Here is a 20,491-nt window from a genome sequence, read left to right as displayed (position 1 = left end):
GGAGTGAGACGTTGGTTAATCTAACGTCATGCCACATCAGCCCGTCGCTCCTGCCAAACGAAACTTTGCCCGTTCGCTCCGACGTGAAATGACGGAGGCGGAAGACAAACTGTGGCACGAACTACGTGACCGCAGGCTCGATCGGATCAAATTTCGGCGCCAAGTTCCTGTTGGAAAATACGTCGCCGATTTCGCTTGTCTTGAATCACTCCTCATCATCGAGATCGATGGGAGTCAGCATGCGGACTCAGAGTCAGACCAGGCCCGTAGAACGGAACTGGAGGCGAGAGGCTTTCGTGTGTTGCGCTTTTGGAACGACGATGTCCTGAAAGACATGGACAGCGTCTGCACCACGATAATCGCTTATGTAAGGGATGTCAGTTTGCAGCCATGGCGGTGAAAGAACGCCGGCGTCAAGCTGGAACACCCCTCATCCGTCTCGGCGCTGCGCGCCGATCCACCTTCTCCCACAAGGGGAGAAGGCAAGGGCACCGCCACCCCGCTTGCCCCTGCAACCCGCCCCTGCTAAAGCGCGCGCCATGAGCACGCCTCTCGACCACATCCGCAATTTCTCAATCGTCGCCCATATCGACCATGGCAAATCCACGCTTGCCGACCGGCTGATCCAGTCCACCGGCGGGCTGGAGCTGCGCGACATGAAGGAGCAGGTGCTGGACTCGATGGACATCGAGCGCGAGCGCGGCATCACCATCAAGGCGCAGACGGTGCGGCTGAAATACCGCGCCAACAATGGCGAGGACTATATCCTCAACCTCATCGACACGCCCGGCCATGTCGACTTCGCCTATGAAGTGTCGCGGTCGCTGGCCGCCTGCGAGGGCTCGCTGCTGGTCGTCGACGCCAGCCAAGGCGTCGAGGCGCAGACGCTGGCCAATGTCTACCAGGCCATCGACAACAATCACGAGATCGTCGTGGTGCTGAACAAGGTCGACCTGCCGGCCGCCGAGCCCGAGCGCATCCGCGAGCAGGTCGAGGAGGTCATCGGCATCGACGCTTCCAACGCCGTGCTGATCTCGGCCAAGACCGGCCTCGGCATTCCGGATGTCTTGGAAGCCATCGTCCACCAATTGCCGCCGCCGCGCGAAGGCGATGCGTCAGCACCGCTCAAAGCCATGCTGGTCGACAGCTGGTACGACGCCTATCTCGGCGTCATCGTTCTGGTGCGCGTCATCGACGGCGTTTTGAAAAAGGGCGCGACCATCCGCATGATGGGCACCGGCGCAAAACATCTGGTCGAGCGCACCGGCGTGTTCACGCCGGCCCGCATCAATGTCGACGAGCTCGGCCCCGGCGAGTTCGGCTTCTTCACCGGCTCGATCAAGGAAGTGGCCGACACACGCGTCGGCGACACCATCACCGAGGACAAGCGCCAGACGGCGCATGCGCTGCCCGGCTTCAAGCCGGCGCAGCCGGTGGTGTTTTGCGGCCTGTTCCCGGTCGACGCCGCCGACTTCGAGGATCTGCGCGCCGCCGTCGGCAAATTGCGCCTCAACGACGCCAGCTTCTCCTATGAAATGGAGACCAGCGCCGCGCTCGGCTTCGGCTATCGCTGCGGCTTCCTTGGCCTGCTGCACCTCGAAATCATCCAGGAGCGGCTGGAGCGCGAGTTCAACCTCGACCTGATCGCCACCGCGCCGAGCGTCGTCTACCGGCTGCTGCTCAATGACGGCTCGGTCAAGGAACTGCACAACCCCGCCGACATGCCCGACGTGGTGAAAATCTCGGCCATCGAGGAGCCGTGGATCCGCGCCACAATTCTGACGCCGGACGACTATCTCGGCGGCATATTGAAGCTCTGCCAGGACCGGCGCGGCATCCAGGCCGACCTGTCCTATGTCGGCAAGCGCGCCATGCTGATCTACGACCTGCCGCTCAACGAAGTGGTTTTTGACTTCTATGATCGCCTAAAATCGATCTCCAAGGGCTACGCCTCCTTCGACTATCATCTGACCGACTACAAGGAAGGCGATTTGGTGAAGATGTCGATCCTGGTCAATGAAGAGCCGGTCGACGCGCTGTCCATGCTGGTCCACCGCACGGCGGCGGAAAAGCGCGGCCGCCAGATGTGCGAGAAGCTGAAGGAGCTGATCCCGAACCATTTGTTCAAGATCCCGATCCAGGCCGCGATCGGCGGCAAGGTCATCGCCCGCGAAACCATCTCGGCCCTGCGCAAGGACGTCACCGCCAAGTGCTACGGCGGCGACGTGTCCCGCAAGCGCAAGCTGCTCGACAAGCAGAAAGAGGGCAAGAAGCGGATGCGCCAGTTTGGCAAGGTGGATATCCCGCAGGAGGCGTTTATCCAGGCGCTGAAGATGGGGGACTAAGCGGTCCGGCCTTTTGGCCGGACGCAAGCCTGGGTGGGAAATGCCGGAGGCATTGCCGCAGCCAACGGACCACAAGCTGCACCAAGTTGATTGCAAAGGAAGGTTTGCGGACAATTTGACTCCTGAACGGCAGACCTTCTGTCGGACAGAGCAATGACAGTGTGGCCGACTGATGTGCATCTCATGTGGTTAGAATATCCGCCCCGTTCGCTTTCAGTTGCCTCGCCGAGGGCTGCGATCGAATTCGGCTAGTCCAAGTGAAAGGGCGTATCGGGGAGATAGCGCCCTCCATACTCGGTGACGTCGAGGAGAAGGTCGTTCATCCGAAAAAGCTAATTTACATCCTCAACCACATTGTTTATCTTGATTCACCTCAAGCGAACGCGAATCATATGGCAGAGTTGAGAGATTACAAGCGCCTACAACTGGGAATTAAAGGCGTTGTATTTCTATTCGGCTACTATGCCATTATATCAGCCGCCTCCTTCTACTATACAATTTGTTTCCTAAAATTGTTCTCTGGCGACGCCCAGTCACTCCTCCCCTTGTACGTTGCTATTTCAATGTCGGCTTTGGGATCTTCCATTTTTTATAGTAGGAAGCTGTACAAAGCGTGTATAGATGATAGTTATAGCTTCAAACCCGAGAATGGAGCCAGCTTCCAATACGTTGGCACATTCATGTTCTTTTTGCTTAGGCCAATATTTGCAATCGGATTATCTATGTGCTCTTTCTTTGTATGGAAGGTTGCATTGCTGGCTTCGTTGGAAACTCCCAGCAAGTTTTCGGACAGCCATATTTATATATCGGGCGCGTTAGGCTTTTTCGCCGGGTTTTTGGCGGGGCGGTTGATAGATCGGTTCGAAGAGACGGGTATGCAAGAAATGGATAGGCTCCGGGGCGGGCAGAAATGATATCCGATGCTGAGGTCGAACGACGTATCCAAAACCTTGAAAAACAAGCCAGCCAAGTTCTACGTTTAAAGCGAAGCACGCTTTCTAGGCGTCCTATTGTAATTGAGTTTGCTGGGGCACCAAAGTCTGGAAAATCTTCGTGTATATCGTCACTCGACATATTCTTAAGAAGAAATGACTTTGAAACACGAGTTCTCACGGAGCGTGCTAGTGTATGCCCGATAGAAAACAAGTTCGACCCTCTGTTTAACATATGGAATGGCTGCGCATCCCTTAATCAGCTGTCCGAAATTATCTCTAATCGACCACGCGAGTACGACATAGTCATTCTCGATAGAGGCTTTTTCGACACTCTTTGTTGGTTCGAGTGGCAAAAATCCGAAGGTTACTTGAGGGAAGAGGACTACGATCGATTTAACGGTTTCTTTACGTCGCCGCGCTTCCGTATGATGGTGGATTTGGTCATTTTGTTTGACGCGTCGCCTGCCACTTCGCTAGCAAGGGAATACAAGAACCTTTTGACCCGTAGAGGGGGGAGCGTCATGCGCGAATCCGTGCTTGTAGGATACCGGAACGCCGCCAAGGTCGTTGAGAAAAAAGCAGCGAAGATGTTCCGGCACGTTTTTAATTTCAATACCGACGAATTGGATCAGAATGAGGTTAGCTTCAAAGTAACTAAACTCTGCCTTGAAAAGTTGGAGAGCGTTGCCAAGGAGAAGATCGGGTTTCTACCAAAGAAGGAAATTGAAAAGTTTGATATCGGCGACGTATTTGGTTTTTCGAAGATCGAAAAGCTGGTAGAGTCGCACCTTCAGTTTGATGATCGCGACAAAGTCGAGAAGAATAAGCAGACGGTTCAGCTGATTCCAATAGCATTTATTAAAGACACGGATGACTTGAAGTTTATTGTTGCCAGAAAGCGTAAGGATAACTCACCAGCAGGCTCTCCTGAAGACGGAAAGATACTTCTCTACTTTGGTGGACATGTTAGAGAAGAGGATAAGACGCTTTTCGATAGCCCGAGTAGCATAGAGATACTAAAGCAATGCTTATACCGGGAGGTTAAGGAGGAGCTTGGTATTGACATAAATGGAAGCGACGAGGAGCCGATCTGCGTCTGGATACGAGATGGCAAGAAGTCGGAACAGCACATAGCCGTTGCTTTTTTTGTTGAGCGCGATTTGGACTACACGAAGGTACAGATAGACGATCGCGAGTTCGTTCGTCTTACGAAAAAGGAAAAATACGGCACGGGCTCGAAGATAGACGCAACGGGCATCGCCGAAAATATCGGGAAAATAGATCAATGGTCCAGGCACATTCTCAAAGAGCGATTTTCCCAGCAGCTTGAGTACAGCTCAGCCCAAAAGACATTGTGGGACGCGCGGTCGTGATGCTCGAAACGAACGCCACCATCCGCTTCGAGCCGGCCGCTACCCCTCTGAACAACTGGACCCTTAAGAAGGCTTCCACTCTAGAGTATCCTCCCATCTTGGGAGACACCACATGCGCACCACCTCAGACACCACCGCCGCAATCGGCCTTGCCATCGGAGGCGCCTTTGGCTTGGCCGGCACCTTCGTCGCCAGCGCTCCGCTCCGCGAAACCCTCTGGGCGATCGACGGCGTGGCGCTTGTGGTGGCAACCGCGCTGCTCACCATGAAGTACCAGCGGCTGGGCAATGACTGCATAGCTGCCGGGTTCCTCACCTTCCTCGTCGGCGAGAGCTTGATCATATCAGGCAATGCGGCGGGGCTGGAGGCCAGCGTTCCCTCCTATGTCGGCGGCATCTCGCTGTGGGCGGCGGCGCTCGTTCTGATCGGTGCGGCGAACACGTTTGCTCTGTGGATGCGACTCACCGGGCTCATCGCCGCCATCCTGTTTGTCGTGACCGTGGCCATGGTGCTGTGGGGCGCGCCCTTGCTGCCGACCTCGGCGCCGCTGCCCGCCGCCGGCTATCCGTTTTTGGTGCTGACCTTTGCCGGCTGGATATGGACGTTGCTGAAGTCGCCGAGGTGATTGACGCGATCCGACGGCTGGCGCCGCATGTGAAGTGGGGCAGTAGGGGGCGTAGGGTATCACGAGGCCGCCCCCTCATCCGGCCGCTTCGCGGCCACCTTCTCCCCGCTGGGGAGAAGAGGCGAGCACCAGCGCCGAGCGAGCTCCTCTCCCCTCGGGGAGAGGTCGGATTGCCCCGAATTGCCTTTCGCAATTCGGCTGGCAATCCGGGTGAGGGGGACTTGCCTAGCCGTGGCTCTAGGCCCGGCCCTCGCGGCGTGCGACCCTCGCATCTCCGATTCGGGACCGCCCATCATGCTCCGCCTCACCCTTGCCGCCCTGCTCCTCGCCACCCCCGCCCACGCCGCCGACATGGCGTTCTTCGTCAAGAACCTGCGCAAGCAGGCAGTCGCGGTGGAGCTGTTCAGCCGTGATCGCAAGATGTCGTGGCCGGGCGGCGACCAGGTGTTTCTGATCGAACCCAGCTCGCAGAAGTCGGTGCCGATCTCGTGCAATCCGGGCGAGAACATCTGCTACGGCGCCTGGGTGAATGGCAATGATGCGATTTCGGCCGGCGTCGGGCCGGATAATGACCAGCCTTGCGATACGTGCTGCTTCATCTGCGTGGAGAAGACGACCGAGACGATCGATCTGGTTGAGTGAGGGGCGGGGCGCCGAAGCTGCTGATCTCCCCCCTCGTGGGGGAGATGTCCGGCAGGACAGAGGGGGGCGCGAAGGATCGCCAGCGTACGGATCAGCAAGCCTAAAATTGAAATGGCGCGGCTGCAGGAATGAGAGGTCGGCGGGACAGCGTCCCCCTCTGCCTTGCCAGGCATCTCCCCCACGAGGGGGGAGATCAGCAGCTCCACCAACCTCTCCCAATCCCCCCAAAATCAGTCACGCCCCGCCCTTCAATCTCCGCCGCCATCATGCGATGCTGATTCCCTCGGCCGGGGGGCCGATTTGCCTCGGGGGAAACACCATGTTTTTCACTTGTCTGCGCCGCATCGTCGTTGCGCTTTCGCTTGCCGCGCTGTTTGCGCCGTCGGCCTACGCCGCCGACATCACCTTCGCCGTCAAGAACAGCCATCCCAACGCCATGCGCCTCGAGCTCTACAGCCAGGACCGCGACTATGTCTGGCCGGGCAATGACAAGGATTTCTATCTCGACGATGGCGAGACCAAGCAGATCCCGGTGTCGTGCGACGAGGGCGAGTCCATCTGCTACGGCGCCTGGGTCGACGGCGACGAGGGAACCTATTGGGGCGTCGGCCCCAACAACAAGGAAAGATGCGAGGATTGCTGCTACACCTGCAATGGCGGCGAGACGGAGGAAATTGAACTGACGCCGTAGGAAGTACAGCCAATCTCCCCCCAAGTGGGGGAGATGTCCGGCAGGACAGAGGGGGGCGCCGTAGAGCGCAAGCCTCGGCAACCGCCGAGCATCGTAATGCCGCACACGCCTCTACCGCCTCGACATCGCGCAAACGCCAGATCGATGCGCAAAGTCCTGACGCCAGCCGAACTCAAGCTCTGGAACGAACTTCGTGCCACCGGCTGATGGGGCTTGGCTTCCGGCGACAAATTTCCGATTGCCGCCTACATCGTCGATTTCGCTTGCCCGGAGAAGAAGCTGGTCATCGAAGTCGATGGCTCCCAGCATGCGGACGCCGGCGCGGCTGCCGGTGAAGAAACGCGGACATCGCACCTCGAACAAGATGGCTGGAACCGTCCTGCGGTTCTGGAATGACGACGTCATCCGCGACATCGACAATGTCTGTCAGCATATTGTGATTGCGGCTGGGCTTGGAGGCGCATCCTGAACGGTGCTGGGCTTTAGGGCAGGGAAAGGTCGGCGGGACAGCGCCCCCCTCTGGCCTGCCGGCCATCTCCCCACGAGGGGGGAGATCGGGTTCCGCCTTGGCTTTCGCCAATTATCCCAGCAATGCCCTCTGCCGCTTCGGCCCGCCCGCCTTGCGCCAGGAGTTGAACCGGTGCGTCGCGGCGGCAAACGAGATCTTCATCTGCTGGGCGACCGAGTAGCGCGACCTGCCTTCGTCGAACAGGCGGTAGCAGCATTCGACGCCCTCCTCGGTCAGCTTGCCGTCGGGCGCCTTGTTGTGCGGATTGGCGGGGTCGAATTTTTCGACTTGCTGTTCGACCAGGCCTTTCAGCCGCTGCAAATCGGCCTCGATGCTGGCGATCAGATCGAGGACGGGTTTCGGATCGAAGTGGTCATGCGGCTTTGCCGTCATCTCTTGGATACCTTTCGCTTTGCGTGTCGCGACAATATAGGTGAACATTTGCCGATAATGAAGGGCGCGTTGCAATCCGGCGCTTCAACATTTCTTGACCGGCGATTGACCGCGGAGACTGCAGCGCCTAGTTTAGAATTGTTCTAAACTGGGGTGAATTTCTCATGCTTTCCCGTGTCTTCGGTTTCGGCCGCCGTCCTTTCGAAACGCTGTCGGAACAGGAGATCCTGGCCCTGGCAATTTCATCCGAAGAGGATGACGGGCGCATCTACCGCGCCTATGCCGACGGGCTGGCGGACAGTTTTCCGCAATCGGCGAAAGTGTTCGAGGCGATGGCGGCGGAGGAGGACGGCCATCGCGATTCCCTGATCGAGCTTTACCGCAAGCGTTTCGGCGAGCGCATTCCGTTGCTGCGCCGCGAGCACGTGAAAGGCTATTACGAGCGCAAGCCCGACTGGCTGGTGCGGCCGCTCGGCATCGAGCATGTGCGGCGCCAAGCCGAAGAGATGGAGCGGCAGGCCTACCGCTTCTATGTCGAGGCGGCCAAGCGCACCGGCGATGCTTCGACGCGGAAACTGCTCGGCGACCTGGCCGCGGCCGAGCAAAGCCATGAAAATTCGGCGCATCGGCTGGAACAGAAACTTGTGCCGGGCGAGGTGAAGGACGAGGAAGCCAGCGCCGAGCAGCGCCAATTCATCCTGACCTATGTGCAGCCGGGACTGGCCGGGCTGATGGATGGCTCGGTGTCGACACTGGCGCCGATCTTTGCCGCGGCGTTTGCCACGCACGACACCTGGCAGACGCTGCTCGTTGGCCTCGCCGCCTCGATCGGCGCCGGCATCTCGATGGGCTTTACCGAAGTCGCTTCGGACGACGGCAAATTGTCAGGGCGTGGCTCGCCGATCAAGCGCGGACTGACCGTCGGCATCATGACGACGCTGGGTGGGCTGGGCCACGCGCTGCCTTACATCATCCCGCATTTCTGGACGGCGACGGCGGTGGCGGCCGTGGTGGTGTTCTTCGAACTGTGGGCAATCGCCTTCGTCCAGAACCGCTACATGCAGACCCCGTTCCTGCGCGCGGCGTTTCAGGTGGTGCTGGGCGGGGCGCTGGTGTTTGCGGCCGGGGTGCTGATCGGGAATGCATGAGCGCCAAGCGCCCCCTCACCCAGCCTCCGCTTCGCTCGGCTGACCTCTCCCCGAGGGGAGAGGAGGTTTTCGACGCCTGCGCCAGTCTCTTCTCCCCAGCGGCGAGAGGTGGCCGCGAAGCGGCCGGATGAGGGGGCCTGGCGCGACGCCGATACCTAGTCACCCATTCACCGCCCGGCTGTCGGCCGGCGCTTCATCCCGCTCCGTCAGCCCATAGTCCCGCAGCACATGCGCAATCCGCAACCGGTAGCCGGCAAAGATTCCGCCGCGACCGGCTTTCTGCGCCTGCCGGTGCTCTTCCGTGTTGCGCCAGGCTTTCACCGCTTCCTCGTCGCGCCAGAAGGACAGCGACAGGACGCGGTTCCGGTCGACCAAGCTCTGGAAGCGCTCGATCGAGATGAAACCGTCTATGCCGTCGAGCAGCGGCCGCAACTCGGCGGCGATACCGAGATAGGCATCGCGCTTTCCCTCAGCCGGTTGCACCTCGAAGATGACAGCGATCATATCTCCTCCTTGACCGCGGTCCGGAACAGCTGCCGCGGTCCATGCGGCCCCGACACCAGCTTCAGGAAGATGCGGTCCTCCTTCAAGATGAACTTTTCGCGGCGGGCGAATTCGTAATTGGCCTTGCCCGCCGGATCTGCGGCGAGACGGGCGCGATATGCTTCGTAGGCGGCGAGGCTGTCGATGTTGTAGGCGGCGTAGGCGGTGGTGGCCGAGCCCTCATGCGGGGCGTAGTAGCCGATCAGATCGGCGCCGCAGCGCGGGATGGCCTGGCCCCAGGCCTTGGCATATTGCTCGAAGGCCGGCTTGCCGAACGGGTCGATCTCATAGCGGATGAAGCAAGTGATGGTCATCGTGATCTCCTTGGGTTTCGCGTGGATAGTTCGAGCGGCGTCGAAACGTTGTGCCGCAGGGTCTGCTAAGCAAAAGCGCTGGCGGTCAGGCCTGCCAGAAGGATTTTGCGCATTCGCGGCGCACATCCTCACGGGTCAGGCCGAGATCGCGCAGCAGATGGTCGTCGACCTCCTCGAGGTCTAGCCGCTGCAGATGGCGGTCGTACCAGCGGGCGAGAAGCCGCCGTTGCAGCCAGGTGACGAACGGGAACGGCCGGCGGCTGGCGAGTGGGGCGGAAGCGGTTGGCATCGACGTTCTCCTTGATCCCGCCCGACAATAATGCTTATCTGACGAGAATGCTTCGATGAAGACCTAACTATGCGTGAAGGACCCGACATTGCCCGCATTGCCAGCCTGGTCGGCGATCCGGCGCGGGCAAACATGCTGAATGCGCTGATGGGCGGCACGGCTTTGACGGCGAGCGAACTGGCGCTGGAGGCCGGCGTCTCGCTGCCGACGGCGTCCTCGCATCTGTCGAAACTGATGGAGGGCGGGCTTTTAACTTTGGCCAGCCAGGGCCGGCATCGCTATTACGGCCTCGCCGGGCCGCAGGTTGCCGGCATGATCGAGGCGATCACCGGGGTGGCCGAAGCGGTCGGCCCCAAGCGGGTGCGGCCCGGCCCGCGCGACGGCGCCATGCGCGTCGCCCGTGTCTGCTACGACCACCTCGCCGGCGAACATGCGGTGGCGATGCTCGACCGCCTCGTCGCGCGCGGCATCCTGTTGCGCGACGACAATGAGATGAGGCTGGGGCCAGCAGCAGCCTCGCATTTTTCGGCCATCGGCATCGACGTCGGCGCCAAGCCGCGCCGGCCGGTCTGCCGCGCCTGCCTCGACTGGAGCGTGCGCCGCTCGCACCTTGCGGGAACGCTGGGCGCGGCTATTCTGGACAAGATCCTGGCGGAGAAATGGGCAAGGCGGGAGAAGGACAGCCGCGCGGTGGTGTTTTCACCGCCGGGGAAGCAGGCGTTCGAGCGGGTGTTTTTGGCGTAGAGGTTCGGCAGCGCTAATTGGGCGACGCTGGCGGGAACAGCACCCCCCCTCTGGCCTGCCGGCCATCTCCCCCTCAAGGGGGGAGATTACGCGCTCAACAGCTTTCGCCAATCTCGAACATCGTAAAGGTGAGCTGCGCCTCGAAGCTGCCAATCTCCCCCCTTGAGGACAGAGGGGGGTGTGACGGAACGCTTGCGTAGCAGGTGAGGCGCGCGACGCTCACCCCCGCTTCAGCACCTTCGCCTGCTCGAAGAAATCCGCCCACGGATCGGCCTTCTCCAATTCCTTCAGCGTCGTCTTGTCGCCGATCGGGAAGGAATTCGGCGCTAGCCCCTTCTCAACCTCCGCCCACGTCACCGGTACCGAGACCGTCGCGCCCTTCTTGGCGCGGGAAGAGTAGGGCGCGACGGTGGTCGAGCCCCTGCCGTTGCGCAGATAGTCGACGAAGATTTTTCCGGTGCGCGCCTTTTTCGACAGCGTCGCCGTGTAGCGGTCGGGCGCGGCCTGCTCCAGCGCCTTGGCGAAATCATGCGAGAAGGTTTTGACCGCCTCCCAATCCGCCGACGGCTTCAGCGGCACCAGCACGTGATAGCCCTTGCCGCCTGACGGCTTGACGAAATTCGGCAGCGACAGATCGTCGAGCTTGCCTCTGATGTCGAGCGCGGCCTCGCGCACCGCCTTGACGTCGACGCCTTCGTCGGGATCGAGATCGAAGATGATCTGATCCGGCTTTTCCAGCTCATCGATCTTGCAGCCCCAGATGTGGACCTCGACCACGCCGTACTGGACCAGAGCGGCAAGGCCGTCGAAATCGCGGATGAACAGGATTTCCTCGCCATCGGTCGGGTCCTTCATGCGGGCAATCTTGTCGCTCATGCCGGCCGAAGCATGTTTCTGGAAGAAGCGCGGACCGCCGATGCCATCCGGCGCCCTGACCAGGCTGAGCGGCCGGTTGACGATGAACTGCTCCATGCGCGGCCAGACCAGCGCGTAGTGTTCGAGCAAGTCCTGCTTGGATATTTTTTCCTCGGGCCACAGCAGCTTGTCAGGATGGGATAGTTTTACGCTGGTCGTGATCGTCGCGGGCGCCTTAGCCCCGGCGGCCTTGCCGGCGCCGCCTGCCGCCGGCTTTGCCTTGTTTGCCGCCTTCGATGGCTTTTCCTGCACGACTTCCTCCGCCGGCTTGTCCTCGCGCAGTCCCTGGAACGACGCGTGGCGTATTATACGGTCCGAGGTCCAGCTGCGGAACTCCACTTCGCCGACAAGTTCGGGCCTGACCCAGACCAAACCCTTGCCCTTTGGCACCGCGGCGGCAAACGGCGAGGCGTCTGCCTTCAGCGCATCGAGTTTTTTCTTCAAATCGGTGGCGCTCCTGGCTGTGAAGCCCGTGCCGACGCGGCCGGCATAGTGGAGCTTGCCGCCCTCGTGGTAGCCGACCAGCAGCGAACGCAGGCCGCGGCCGGTCTTGTCCGAGGGCAGATACCCGCCGATGACGAATTCCTGGCGGGCCGTGCATTTCGACTTCACCCAGCTTGGGCCACGGCCGCTGCGGTAGGGCGCATCGGCGCGCTTGGAGACGATGCCTTCAAGGCCCATGCGGCAGGCGTGCTGCAGCATGATCTTGCCGGGCTCGGCGAAATGGTCGCTGAAGCGGACGGCGGCATTTTCGGCCGTCTCGCCGAGCATCTCCTGCAGCGCCTGCTTGCGCTCGACCAGCGGCTCGCGGCGCAAATCCTTGCCGTCAAGCCGCATCAGGTCGAACACAAAGTAGGTGAAGCGGTCGGTTCGATTGGCGGAGAGATCCTGCTGAAGCAGCGAAAAAGACGAAACGCCGCTGTCGGCGAGCACGACGATCTCGCCGTCGATGATGGCGTCGCTGCATTTCAGCTGGGCCAGTTCCGCGACGATCTCAGGGCCGAATTTCTCCGTCCAGTCGAGGCCGGTGCGGGTCAGCAGCCGCACTTCCGTGCCGGCGATCTGCGCCTGCATGCGGTACCCGTCGAACTTCACCTCATGCAGCCAGTCCTCGCCGGGCGGCGCCTCGCGCTCCAGCGTCGCCAGTTGCGGCTCGACGAAGTCGAGGCGCTTGCCGGCTTTCGCCTTGCTGGATGCCGCGGGCTTGTTGGAGTGCCAGACCTTCGGCTTCTTGCCGTCGGCGGTCTTGCCTTCCGCGACCTCTTCGATGGTCAGGCCGGACTTCACCGATTTCGGTGCGTCCTTCAGGATATCCTCGCCGGGGCGGGCGGCGGCATCGTCGGATTTGATCAGCAGCCAGTTGTCGCGCTTTTCGCCCGGGCGGGGTCTTAACCTGACCAGATGCCACCGCCCATTCAGCTTCTGGCCGTTGAGTTCGAAGTCGATATGGCCCTTCTTCATCGCCTTGGCCGGGTCGATCTCTGGCGTCCATGTGCCTTCGTCCCAGACGATGACGGTGCCGCCGCCATACTCGCCCTTGGGAATGGTGCCCTCGAAGCCGGCATAGTCGATCGGGTGGTCCTCGACATGCACGGCCAGCCGCTTTTCGTGCGGGTCGAGGCTCGGGCCCCGCGTCACCGCCCAGCTCCACAACACGCCCTCATGCTCGAGGCGGAAATCATAGTGCAGCCTGGTCGCGTCGTGCTTCTGGACGACGAAGATGCCGCCGGGCTGCTTGCCGCGCGCCACCTTGCCCGCCGGCTCGGCCGTCTTCTTGAAATCGCGTTTGGACTGATATTGTTCGAGGCTGGCCACGGCGCCGACCCTCAAGCCGACTTGCGCTTGGGCGCAGAAGCTTTCGCCTTGCCGCTTTTTGCCGCCGGCTTGGCCTTCTTCGCCGGGCCTTCCGCCTGGCCGCCATCGGACAGGCTCTTCTTCAGCGCGTCGAACAGATTGACGACATTGGACGGCTTGGGCGCGGCCTGCGCTTTCGGCGCCTTCTTGCCGGCCTTCTTGGCGCGGATCAGTTCGAGCAGCGCGTCCTCATACTTGTCCTCGAATGTCGACGGATCGAACTTCCCCTTCTTCTTGTCGATGATGCGTTCGGCCATATCGGTCATCTCCTGGTCGGTCCTCACCGCCTTGATGTCGCCGAAGATGCTCTCCGGCTCCCGCACCGTGTTGCCGTAGCGCAAGGTGGTCAGCACCATGCCTTTGCCGCGCGGCTCGATGACCACGGGCCGCTCGCGGCTATAGAGCACGACGCGCGCCAGCCCGGCCATCTTCTTGTCCGCCATGGCATCGCGAATGACGGCAAAGGCCTCCTCCGACACCTTGTCGGCGGGCGTGACATAATAGGGCGTGTCGAGATAGATCTGCTCTATCGAGGCTTTGTCGACGAAGCCATCCAGCGCCATCGTGTGCGAGGACTCGATCTGCACCGCTTCGATCTCTTCGTCCTCGATATGGACGAACTCACCGGGGCTCACCTCATAGCCCCTGATCTCGTCGCCATCGCCCAGCGGCTTGCCGGTTTCAGAATCGACATAGATGCGCTTGACCGTGTTGCCGGTCTTGCGGTTGAGCACCCGGAACGAAACTTTTTCGGCGTGGGTGACGACGTTGGTCAGTTCGACAGCGCAGGTGACCAGCGACAGTTTCAGATAGCCCTTCCAGGCGGGGCGAGGTGCCATGGCGAACTCCTGCGCGATGCGGTTCAAGCGAGAACGGGCAAGGCCCGTTCCGGTTCCGGGCGCGCAACCAGGGGCATTTCGGCAGCGAGCATGGAAATTTCGAGAGGCTCGCCAATCTGAAACAGAACCGCGCCCAAGCGACATTCAGACGAAACATATGTGATGCAAAAGTCACAATGCCGGAAATGGCGACGAACCACACCGAAAGACCCCCAAACAGCCGCATTCCGGCCACGAAGCATGGGGTTTTCGACCAAAGATTAACATCGTGTTCACCGACTATTCACGCCTCGACGCTATGATCCCCGCAATCGGACGGGACATCCGAAAATCGGGACAGGGACTTGAGTAAAATGAAATTCTGGGGCCACATTGCCGGCTATGCCGCCGCCATCCGCGAGTTCATCGCGCCGACCTATCGGCCGGAGCGCTACTACATGCGCGGCCCGGGTCCGGCCTGCGCCCGTCGCGGCAGCTCGCTCGGCGCGCATTGATCATGACATTCGAAACGCGTCACGACAGCCGGATCTGCAGACCGGAGGCCGATCCCCGCGCAACCACCTATCGCGCCGAGCGCCCCGCGCTGGCCGCGAGAAGCCGTGCGACAACGCCGCGGCTTTGATCCCGCTGCCGGCGGGCTTAGTGTCCGAAGACACAAGCTGCCGGACGTCCCGTGACTTCTTCTCCTGAACCCTTCGATGCCAGCCAGCCATTGATCGTTTTCGACGGCGTCTGCGCGCTGTGCTCGGGCTTCGTACGCACGGTGGTCGGGCTCGACCGCAAAAACCGCTTCCGCTTCGCCACGGCGCAGTCGCCCTTCGGCGAGGCGCTGTTCCAGAGATACGGGCTGCGCACCGACAGCTACGAGACCAATCTGGTCCTTGTCGGCGGCGCTCCCTTCATCCGGCTGGACAGTTTCATCGCGGTGATGGCCGAACTCGGCTGGCCGTGGCGGGCGGCGAAGGCCCTGCTGCTCATCCCGCGCCCCTTGCGTGACTGGCTCTACGAACGCATCGCCAAAAACCGCTATGCCACGTTCGGCCGCAAGGACAGTTGCGAGATCCTGTCCGCCGCGATACGTGCGCGCGTGATCGGCTAATCGCATGTCACCCAAAAGTGACCTCGGTTCCGGGAACGACATACGCAAAAAGAGCGGCGCCATGAGGCTTCTGGTCGTTGGCGGCTATGGCATTTTCGGCGGCCGCATCGTGCAATTGCTGGAGAGCGAGCCCCGCCTGATCCTGCTCGTTGCCGGGCGCTCACTGGCCAAAGCCGAGGCCTGGTGCAACATCCGCACCGGCGCGGCGGCGCAACTCGTGCCGGCGCGCTTCGGTCGCAATGGCGACCTCGCGCAAGGCCGGCCTGTTCGTTCGCGCCTCAGTCCGGCAGCGCCGCGACGGCGACGATCTCGATGACGATGTCTGCCTGGGCAAGCGCTGCGACGCCGATTACCTCCGAAGGCGGCGGATTGTTGTCGCTGCAATGCTTCGGACAATGCTCGGCGAAAAACGCGTCCAGCACGTCGAGACGAAAATTAGGCGAGCTGAGGACGCCGCCGTCGGGAAATGGCCCTTTGACGAAAAAGGTCAGCCTGATGAGATGGTCGAGCCCGCTGCCAAGTTCTTCCAGATCCGATTTGATGTTGCCGAGAACTTCCCGCCACTGCGCCGCGGCATCGCCGGCGAAGCCGCCACCCTTCTTGCCGGCCGGATCGTAGTCAGCCGATGTCGCGGTGTTGCCGCAGATAGACGGTGCCTTTCGCACCGCTGACGACCGTGCCTTTGCCCCATGGCATCAACCGGCCGTTCTTGAATTTCTTGTGGGTCACGAGTTCCATTCTCTCTCCCATGCCTCGTGTGACGTGCCCGCCAACGACATAGGATAGTGCTGGGCGGAGCCACGGCCAGTCCGCTGCCGGTCATCCGCCAGCAGACGGAGGAACATCTGGTCCTTGCGAAATCTCCTGGCGGAGGCGAAAGTTTTTTTCTGAAGCCTGTCGAAATCGGCCGCCGCCGCGCGACATACGTCTGGCCCCGCTAGGACGCGGCCTTCGAAACCACGGGAGAAGACCCATGCGATACATGCTTTTGATCAACAGCGACGAAGCCGCGCAGGCGAACACGCCAATCGAGAAGGCTCAGCAGATGAGCGCAGCATATGCCGCCTATACCGAAGCGTTGAAGAAATCCGGCGCATGGCTCGCCGGCGAACGGTTGCGCCCGACCCAGGCGACCACCTCGGTGCGGATCACAGACGGCAAGACCAACGTGATCGACGGCCCCTATGCCGACACCAAGGAGCAGCTTGCCGGCTTCTACATGATCGAGGCGGCCGATATCGATACCGCCATCGACTGGGCGGCGCGCTGTCCGGCGGCGAGCGCCGGCACGGTCGAGTTGCGGCCGATCTGGGAAATGGCCGACTACATGCCCAAGAAATGACACCGTGATGGACAATCGCCCGGAGATCGCGCGGGCGGCGGCCGAAGCGGCCGCCCGGCAGAGTTACGGCAAGCTGGTCGCCTGGCTAGCGGCGCGCACCCGCGACGTGGCCGGCGCCGAGGACGCGCTGGCCGAGGCCTTCGCCGCGGCGCTGGAGCGCTGGCCACAGACCGGCGTGCCCGACAAGCCGGAAGCATGGCTGGTGGCTGTGGCGCGCCGGCGGCGCGTCGACGCGGTGCGCCGTCGGCTGACCAGCGAGGCGAGCCGCGACCATCTCAAGCTGATGGCCGAGGAGATGGAGGCGAGCATGGAAGACGAAGACCTGCCCGACGAACGTCTCAGGCTGATGTTTGCCTGTGCGCATCCGGCGATCGAAGCCAGCGTGCGGGCGCCGCTGATCCTGCAGACCATTCTGGGTTTCGACGCGGCGACGATCGCCTCGGCCTTCCTGGTTTCGCCGGCGACGATGGGCCAGCGTCTGGTGCGCGCCAAGAGCCGCATCCGCGAGATCGGCATTCCGTTCCGCGTGCCGGATCGCGCCGAACTCGGCGACCGGCTGGAAACGGTGCTGGAAGCGATCTACGCGGCTTTCGCCGAAGGCTGGACCGACCCGGCAGGGACCGAGACGAGAGCGCGCAATCTGGCGACCGAAGGCATCTGGCTCGGGCGGCTGGTGGCATCCCTGATGCCGGACGAACCGGAAGCGCTCGGCCTGCTGGCGCTGATGCTGTTTGCCGAGGCGCGGCGCCCGGCGCGGCGCGATGCGGCTGGAGATTATGTGCCGCTCGCCGACCAGGATTGTCTTCTTTGGGATCACGCGCTGATCGACGAGGCCGAGGCGCTGCTGGGCCACGCCGCCACCATTGGCGTCATCGGCCGCTACCAGCTCGAAGCGGCGGTACAATCGGTGCATGCGACGCGGCGACGGATCGGCCAAACCGATTGGGCGGCGATCCGTAACTTCTACGATGCGCTGTCGGCGATATCAGGCTCGCCGGTGATTTCGATCAACCGCGCCGTGGCGATTGCCGAGGGCGAAGGGGCGGCGGCAGGACTGGCGGCGCTCTACGTGCTGGGCGACGACAAGCGGCTCAACGACTACCAGCCCTACTGGGCCGCCCGCGCCGGCCTGCTGGCCAGGCTCGGCAATGCGGCGCAAGCGGTCGAAGCCTATGACCGGGCGATCGGCCTTGAACGCGACCCCGCCGTGCGCCGCTTCCTGCAGGCGAAACGGGCGATCCTGCGAAATTGAAGCGTCGTTCAGGCCGGCCACATCTCATGCGCGGTGTTGAGCCGTTTCATCAGCGGATGCGCGCGCAGCGCCGACCATAAGCGTTCGATGTTCGGCCAGTCGGCCCGCGCCTTGTCCATGTCGGGGTGCCAGGCCACCAGCATGACGAGGTAGATGTCGGCCAGCGACATCGCGTCGCCGACCAGCCAGCCGCGCCCCTCGAGGGCTGCATCGACAATGGCGAAGCCGCGGTCCATCTCGGCAATGGCTGCCTGCTTGACGGCTTTCTTGCCGTCGGCATCGGTGGTGTAGCGATGGGCATAGTAGAGGCGCAGGATGGCGGGGTAGAGCACCGACGACATGAACGCCATCCAGCGCAGGAAACCGGCGCGATCCGGGGATCCGGCGGCCGGTGCCAGACCCGCCTCCGGATGGCGCTCGGCAAGCAGGATGCAGATCGCCGCCGATTCGGTTATCGATTGACCGTTGGGCAAGGTCAGCACCGGAACCTGATTCAACGGGCTGATGTCGAGGAAAGCCGGGTCCGGCGGATCCTTCTTGGGCACATCGATCTGGTCGAATTGCGCGTTTGCCAGCGCCAATGCGGCCTCGACGACGAAACCGCCACTGCCTGGGCGCGTGTAAAGTCTGTACATGAATGTCCTCCCCGGCCCACGCGGGCCGTTGGAGATTTGCACCGGCAGAGCGCCGCGCTCAAGCGGGTCGGCCCGGTGCCACGCGGTATTTTGTGCGGTCCAGACGGAGCAAGTGCTGGAGGTGTCGGCGGGACAGAAGGAGGTACGGATCGCTACCTATCCGTCCTTCCCGCTCCGCGAAAACTAAGCGCCCAGCCCGTCGAACAGGATCGTCGACAGATAGCGCTCGGCGAAGGACGGGATGATCACCACAAGGTTCTTGCCCTTGTTCTCCGGCCGTGAGCCGACGACGATCGCCGCTTGCAGGGCGGCGCCCGACGAGATGCCGACCGGCACGCCTTCGAGGCGGGCGACGAGGCGGGCATTGGCGACCGAATCCTCGTTGGAGACCTTGACGATCTCGTCATAGATCAAGGTGTCGAGGATCTTGGGCGCAAAGCCGGCGCCGATGCCCTGGATCTTGTGCGGGCCGGGCTGGCCGCCCGACAGCACCGGCGAGGCCTCGGGCTCGACGGCGACGACATGCACCGAAGGCTTGCGCTGCTTCAGCACCTGGCCGACACCGGTGATGGTGCCGCCGGTGCCGATGCCGGCGACGAAGATGTCGACCCCGCCATCGGTGTCGTTCCAGATCTCCTCGGCGGTGGTGCGGCGGTGGATCTCCGGGTTGGCCGGGTTTTCGAACTGCTGCGGGATGACGGCGTCGGGCAAGGTGGCGGCCAGCTCGTCGGCCTTGGCGATGGCGCCCTTCATGCCTTTCGGCCCTTCCGTCAGCACCAGTTCGGCGCCGAGCAGCGCCAGCATCTTGCGGCGCTCCACCGACATGGTTTCGGGCATGGTCAGGATCAGCTTGTACCCCTTGGCGGCGGCGGCGAAGGCGAGCGCGATACCGGTATTCCCGGAGGTCGGCTCGATCAGCGTCGTCTTGCCGGGTTTGATCCGGCCCGACGCTTCCAGCGCCTCGATCATCGAAACGCCGATGCGGTCCTTGACCGAGGCGATCGGATTGAAGAATTCGAGCTTGGCAAGAAGGTTGGCAACGACGCCCTTCTCCTTGGCGAACTTGTCGAGCCGCACCAGCGGCGTGTCGCCGATCGTCTCGGTGATCGAGTTGTAGACACGGCCGCGGCCGGGCACGCGCGCGGAAGGCTTGTTCATTGGTTTCGCTCCCAAATCAGATCAGGCAATTGGCGTCGGCGGACAGAATAAGGCTTTCGCCCGCGCAAGATAGGCTGCCGGCCGAAAATATCGAGTGGGCCGCTTGCTGAAAACGCTTGCCTTCCGAAGCCGCATTTCCGGATGGACCGATCGGCGGAATGAATTGCCTGAACCGATCTACTGACGTGCGGCAATGGCTGCGGCCGCGCCCACCATGAAGCCGGCGGCCGTGCGGTTCAGCGCCTTCAGCGCGCGCGGCGATTTCAGGAACCAGCGCGCCTTGGCGGCCAGCGCCAGATAGGGCACAAGCACCACGAAGAGCACGATAACGGTGAGCGCGACCAGGATGCCGTAGTCGGCGAGCGTGATGGTCTTCAGGTCGACGATGGTCGGCGTGATGGCGAGGTAGAAGATCATCGTCTTCGGGTTGCCCAGCGTAACGGTGAGCCCGGCAAGGAAACTCGAAACCAGGCCGCCCTTGCCTTTCCTGGCCTCGACAGTCTCGGGCGTGATCCCGGCCGTCCAGAAACGCCAGCCGAGGAAGGCGAGATAGGCGACGCCCAGCCATTTGATGGCGAGAAACACCATGCCGAAGCTTTGCGCGACAAAGGCAAGGCCGAGCACCACCGCGGTGAGATAAATGAGGTCGCCGAGCATCAGGCCGAACGACATCGCCAGCGACGAGCGGAAGCCGGAGCCGAGCGCCCGCGCCACAAGCGCGGTGACGCCGGGGCCGGGAATGGCGGCGGCGATGCCCAGCGCAGCACTATAGGCAAGGAAGCCGGTGAGGGTCATGACGGTCGCACCTCGTGAAACGACTCTGATGCCATGAAAGCCTGCAACGGCA

The 20,491-nt window shown here is 62.2% G+C and carries 24 protein-coding genes and 1 pseudogene; 15 read left to right on the top strand and 10 right to left on the bottom strand.

Features of this window, described 5'->3' with window-relative positions; all coding sequences use genetic code 11:
• Positions 1 to 28 precede the first annotated feature (28 nt).
• The 8 genes and pseudogenes from AC3EMP_RS04295 (at position 29) to AC3EMP_RS04260 (ending at position 7,080) form a co-directional block, all read left to right on the top strand.
• Positions 29 to 400: an endonuclease domain-containing protein gene (locus tag AC3EMP_RS04295; protein ID WP_023681256.1), complete on the top strand. Its 372-nt coding sequence runs from the start codon at positions 29 to 31 to the stop codon at positions 398 to 400.
• A gap of 139 nt (positions 401 to 539) precedes the next feature.
• Positions 540 to 2,345 carry a translation elongation factor 4 gene (lepA, locus tag AC3EMP_RS04290; protein ID WP_023701927.1) on the top strand — a complete coding sequence of 602 codons (1,806 nt, stop codon included), beginning with the start codon at positions 540 to 542 and terminating at the stop codon, positions 2,343 to 2,345.
• Between the two features lie 257 nt (positions 2,346 to 2,602).
• Positions 2,603 to 3,259: a hypothetical protein gene (locus AC3EMP_RS04285; protein ID WP_352710524.1), complete on the top strand. Its 657-nt coding sequence runs from the start codon at positions 2,603 to 2,605 to the stop codon at positions 3,257 to 3,259.
• A 542-nt stretch (positions 3,260 to 3,801) separates the two neighbouring features.
• On the top strand, positions 3,802 to 4,653 hold the full coding sequence (locus tag AC3EMP_RS04280; RefSeq protein ID WP_352710521.1) for an NUDIX hydrolase: 852 nt from the start codon (positions 3,802 to 3,804) through the stop codon (positions 4,651 to 4,653).
• 112 nt (positions 4,654 to 4,765) lie between these two features.
• On the top strand, positions 4,766 to 5,278 hold the full coding sequence (locus tag AC3EMP_RS04275) for a hypothetical protein (RefSeq protein WP_352710518.1): 513 nt from the start codon (positions 4,766 to 4,768) through the stop codon (positions 5,276 to 5,278).
• A gap of 294 nt (positions 5,279 to 5,572) precedes the next feature.
• Positions 5,573 to 5,920 (top strand): hypothetical protein, encoded by a 348-nt coding sequence (locus tag AC3EMP_RS04270; RefSeq protein WP_352710515.1) that lies wholly within the window; start codon positions 5,573 to 5,575, stop codon positions 5,918 to 5,920.
• 319 nt (positions 5,921 to 6,239) lie between these two features.
• Complete coding sequence (locus AC3EMP_RS04265; protein ID WP_352710512.1) at positions 6,240 to 6,611, top strand: hypothetical protein; 372 nt, start codon at positions 6,240 to 6,242, stop codon at positions 6,609 to 6,611.
• 96 nt (positions 6,612 to 6,707) lie between these two features.
• Positions 6,708 to 7,080, top strand: a pseudogene (locus AC3EMP_RS04260) (endonuclease domain-containing protein).
• A 111-nt stretch (positions 7,081 to 7,191) separates the two neighbouring features.
• Here the strand turns inward: AC3EMP_RS04260 and AC3EMP_RS04255 are convergent.
• Positions 7,192 to 7,512: a hypothetical protein gene (locus AC3EMP_RS04255; RefSeq protein WP_023728762.1), complete on the bottom strand. Its 321-nt coding sequence runs from the start codon at positions 7,510 to 7,512 to the stop codon at positions 7,192 to 7,194.
• A gap of 164 nt (positions 7,513 to 7,676) precedes the next feature.
• On the opposite strand from AC3EMP_RS04255, the gene mbfA reads away from it, so the two are divergent.
• On the top strand, positions 7,677 to 8,660 hold the full coding sequence (mbfA, locus tag AC3EMP_RS04250; protein ID WP_023728761.1) for an iron exporter MbfA: 984 nt from the start codon (positions 7,677 to 7,679) through the stop codon (positions 8,658 to 8,660).
• Between the two features lie 159 nt (positions 8,661 to 8,819).
• Here the strand turns inward: mbfA and AC3EMP_RS04245 are convergent, their stop codons facing one another.
• The 3 genes from AC3EMP_RS04245 to AC3EMP_RS04235 form a co-directional block, all read right to left on the bottom strand.
• Positions 8,820 to 9,164, bottom strand: coding sequence for an antibiotic biosynthesis monooxygenase family protein (locus tag AC3EMP_RS04245; protein WP_023825845.1), 345 nt, complete (start codon positions 9,162 to 9,164; stop codon positions 8,820 to 8,822).
• Positions 9,161 to 9,517, bottom strand: coding sequence for an NIPSNAP family protein (locus AC3EMP_RS04240; RefSeq protein ID WP_352710509.1), 357 nt, complete (start codon positions 9,515 to 9,517; stop codon positions 9,161 to 9,163). Before AC3EMP_RS04240 ends, AC3EMP_RS04245 begins: the two co-directional genes overlap by 4 nt.
• Positions 9,518 to 9,602: 85 nt before the next feature.
• Positions 9,603 to 9,806, bottom strand: a complete 204-nt coding sequence (locus tag AC3EMP_RS04235; protein ID WP_352710507.1) for a DUF1127 domain-containing protein — start codon at positions 9,804 to 9,806, stop codon at positions 9,603 to 9,605.
• Positions 9,807 to 9,875: 69 nt separating this feature from the next.
• Between AC3EMP_RS04235 and AC3EMP_RS04230 the strand changes: the two genes are divergently transcribed.
• A complete protein-coding gene (locus AC3EMP_RS04230; RefSeq protein WP_023687541.1) occupies positions 9,876 to 10,550 on the top strand; it encodes an ArsR/SmtB family transcription factor in 675 nt (224 codons plus the stop codon).
• Between the two features lie 219 nt (positions 10,551 to 10,769).
• On the opposite strand, the gene ligD is transcribed toward AC3EMP_RS04230, so the two are convergent.
• Together ligD and ku are read right to left on the bottom strand one after the other, a co-directional pair.
• Positions 10,770 to 13,280, bottom strand: a complete 2,511-nt coding sequence (gene ligD / locus AC3EMP_RS04225) for a DNA ligase D (RefSeq protein WP_352710504.1) — start codon at positions 13,278 to 13,280, stop codon at positions 10,770 to 10,772.
• A gap of 11 nt (positions 13,281 to 13,291) precedes the next feature.
• Positions 13,292 to 14,158, bottom strand: a complete 867-nt coding sequence (gene ku / locus AC3EMP_RS04220) for a non-homologous end joining protein Ku (protein WP_352710501.1) — start codon at positions 14,156 to 14,158, stop codon at positions 13,292 to 13,294.
• 344 nt (positions 14,159 to 14,502) lie between these two features.
• On the opposite strand from ku, the gene AC3EMP_RS04215 reads away from it, so the two are divergent.
• The 3 genes from AC3EMP_RS04215 (at position 14,503) to AC3EMP_RS04205 (ending at position 15,573) form a co-directional block, all read left to right on the top strand.
• Positions 14,503 to 14,652 (top strand): hypothetical protein, encoded by a 150-nt coding sequence (locus AC3EMP_RS04215; RefSeq protein ID WP_196813601.1) that lies wholly within the window; start codon positions 14,503 to 14,505, stop codon positions 14,650 to 14,652.
• Positions 14,653 to 14,831: 179 nt separating this feature from the next.
• Positions 14,832 to 15,257, top strand: a complete 426-nt coding sequence (locus AC3EMP_RS04210; protein WP_352710498.1) for a thiol-disulfide oxidoreductase DCC family protein — start codon at positions 14,832 to 14,834, stop codon at positions 15,255 to 15,257.
• 61 nt (positions 15,258 to 15,318) lie between these two features.
• The gene (locus tag AC3EMP_RS04205) at positions 15,319 to 15,573 is read left to right on the top strand and encodes a hypothetical protein (RefSeq protein WP_023736991.1); all 255 of its coding nucleotides are present in this window, start codon (positions 15,319 to 15,321) and stop codon (positions 15,571 to 15,573) included.
• On the opposite strand, the gene AC3EMP_RS04200 is transcribed toward AC3EMP_RS04205, so the two are convergent.
• The gene (locus AC3EMP_RS04200) at positions 15,536 to 15,922 is read right to left on the bottom strand and encodes a RidA family protein (protein ID WP_023699214.1); all 387 of its coding nucleotides are present in this window, start codon (positions 15,920 to 15,922) and stop codon (positions 15,536 to 15,538) included. The two genes, AC3EMP_RS04205 and AC3EMP_RS04200, sit on opposite strands and share 38 nt — an antisense overlap.
• A gap of 308 nt (positions 15,923 to 16,230) precedes the next feature.
• Between AC3EMP_RS04200 and AC3EMP_RS04195 the strand changes: the two genes are divergently transcribed.
• Entirely contained in the window at positions 16,231 to 16,599 is a 369-nt protein-coding gene (locus AC3EMP_RS04195) for a YciI family protein (protein WP_023681239.1), read from the top strand.
• A 7-nt stretch (positions 16,600 to 16,606) separates the two neighbouring features.
• A complete protein-coding gene (locus AC3EMP_RS04190) occupies positions 16,607 to 17,851 on the top strand; it encodes an RNA polymerase sigma factor (protein WP_286462506.1) in 1,245 nt (414 codons plus the stop codon).
• 8 nt (positions 17,852 to 17,859) lie between these two features.
• On the opposite strand, the gene AC3EMP_RS04185 is transcribed toward AC3EMP_RS04190, so the two are convergent.
• The 3 genes from AC3EMP_RS04185 to AC3EMP_RS04175 all read right to left on the bottom strand — a co-directional run bounded on the left by AC3EMP_RS04185 (position 17,860) and on the right by AC3EMP_RS04175 (position 20,439).
• Positions 17,860 to 18,486 (bottom strand): glutathione S-transferase family protein, encoded by a 627-nt coding sequence (locus tag AC3EMP_RS04185; RefSeq protein WP_023698057.1) that lies wholly within the window; start codon positions 18,484 to 18,486, stop codon positions 17,860 to 17,862.
• Between the two features lie 183 nt (positions 18,487 to 18,669).
• Positions 18,670 to 19,644 carry a cysteine synthase A gene (gene cysK, locus AC3EMP_RS04180; RefSeq protein ID WP_023698058.1) on the bottom strand — a complete coding sequence of 325 codons (975 nt, stop codon included), beginning with the start codon at positions 19,642 to 19,644 and terminating at the stop codon, positions 18,670 to 18,672.
• 177 nt (positions 19,645 to 19,821) lie between these two features.
• Positions 19,822 to 20,439, bottom strand: a complete 618-nt coding sequence (locus AC3EMP_RS04175; protein WP_023698059.1) for a LysE family translocator — start codon at positions 20,437 to 20,439, stop codon at positions 19,822 to 19,824.
• Positions 20,440 to 20,491: the final 52 nt, after the last annotated feature.

It is taken from the genome of Mesorhizobium sp. P160219 (genome assembly GCF_057786095.1).
The sequence above is the reverse complement of the archived record's forward strand: the minus strand, read 5'-3'. Positions and strand labels throughout refer to the sequence as shown.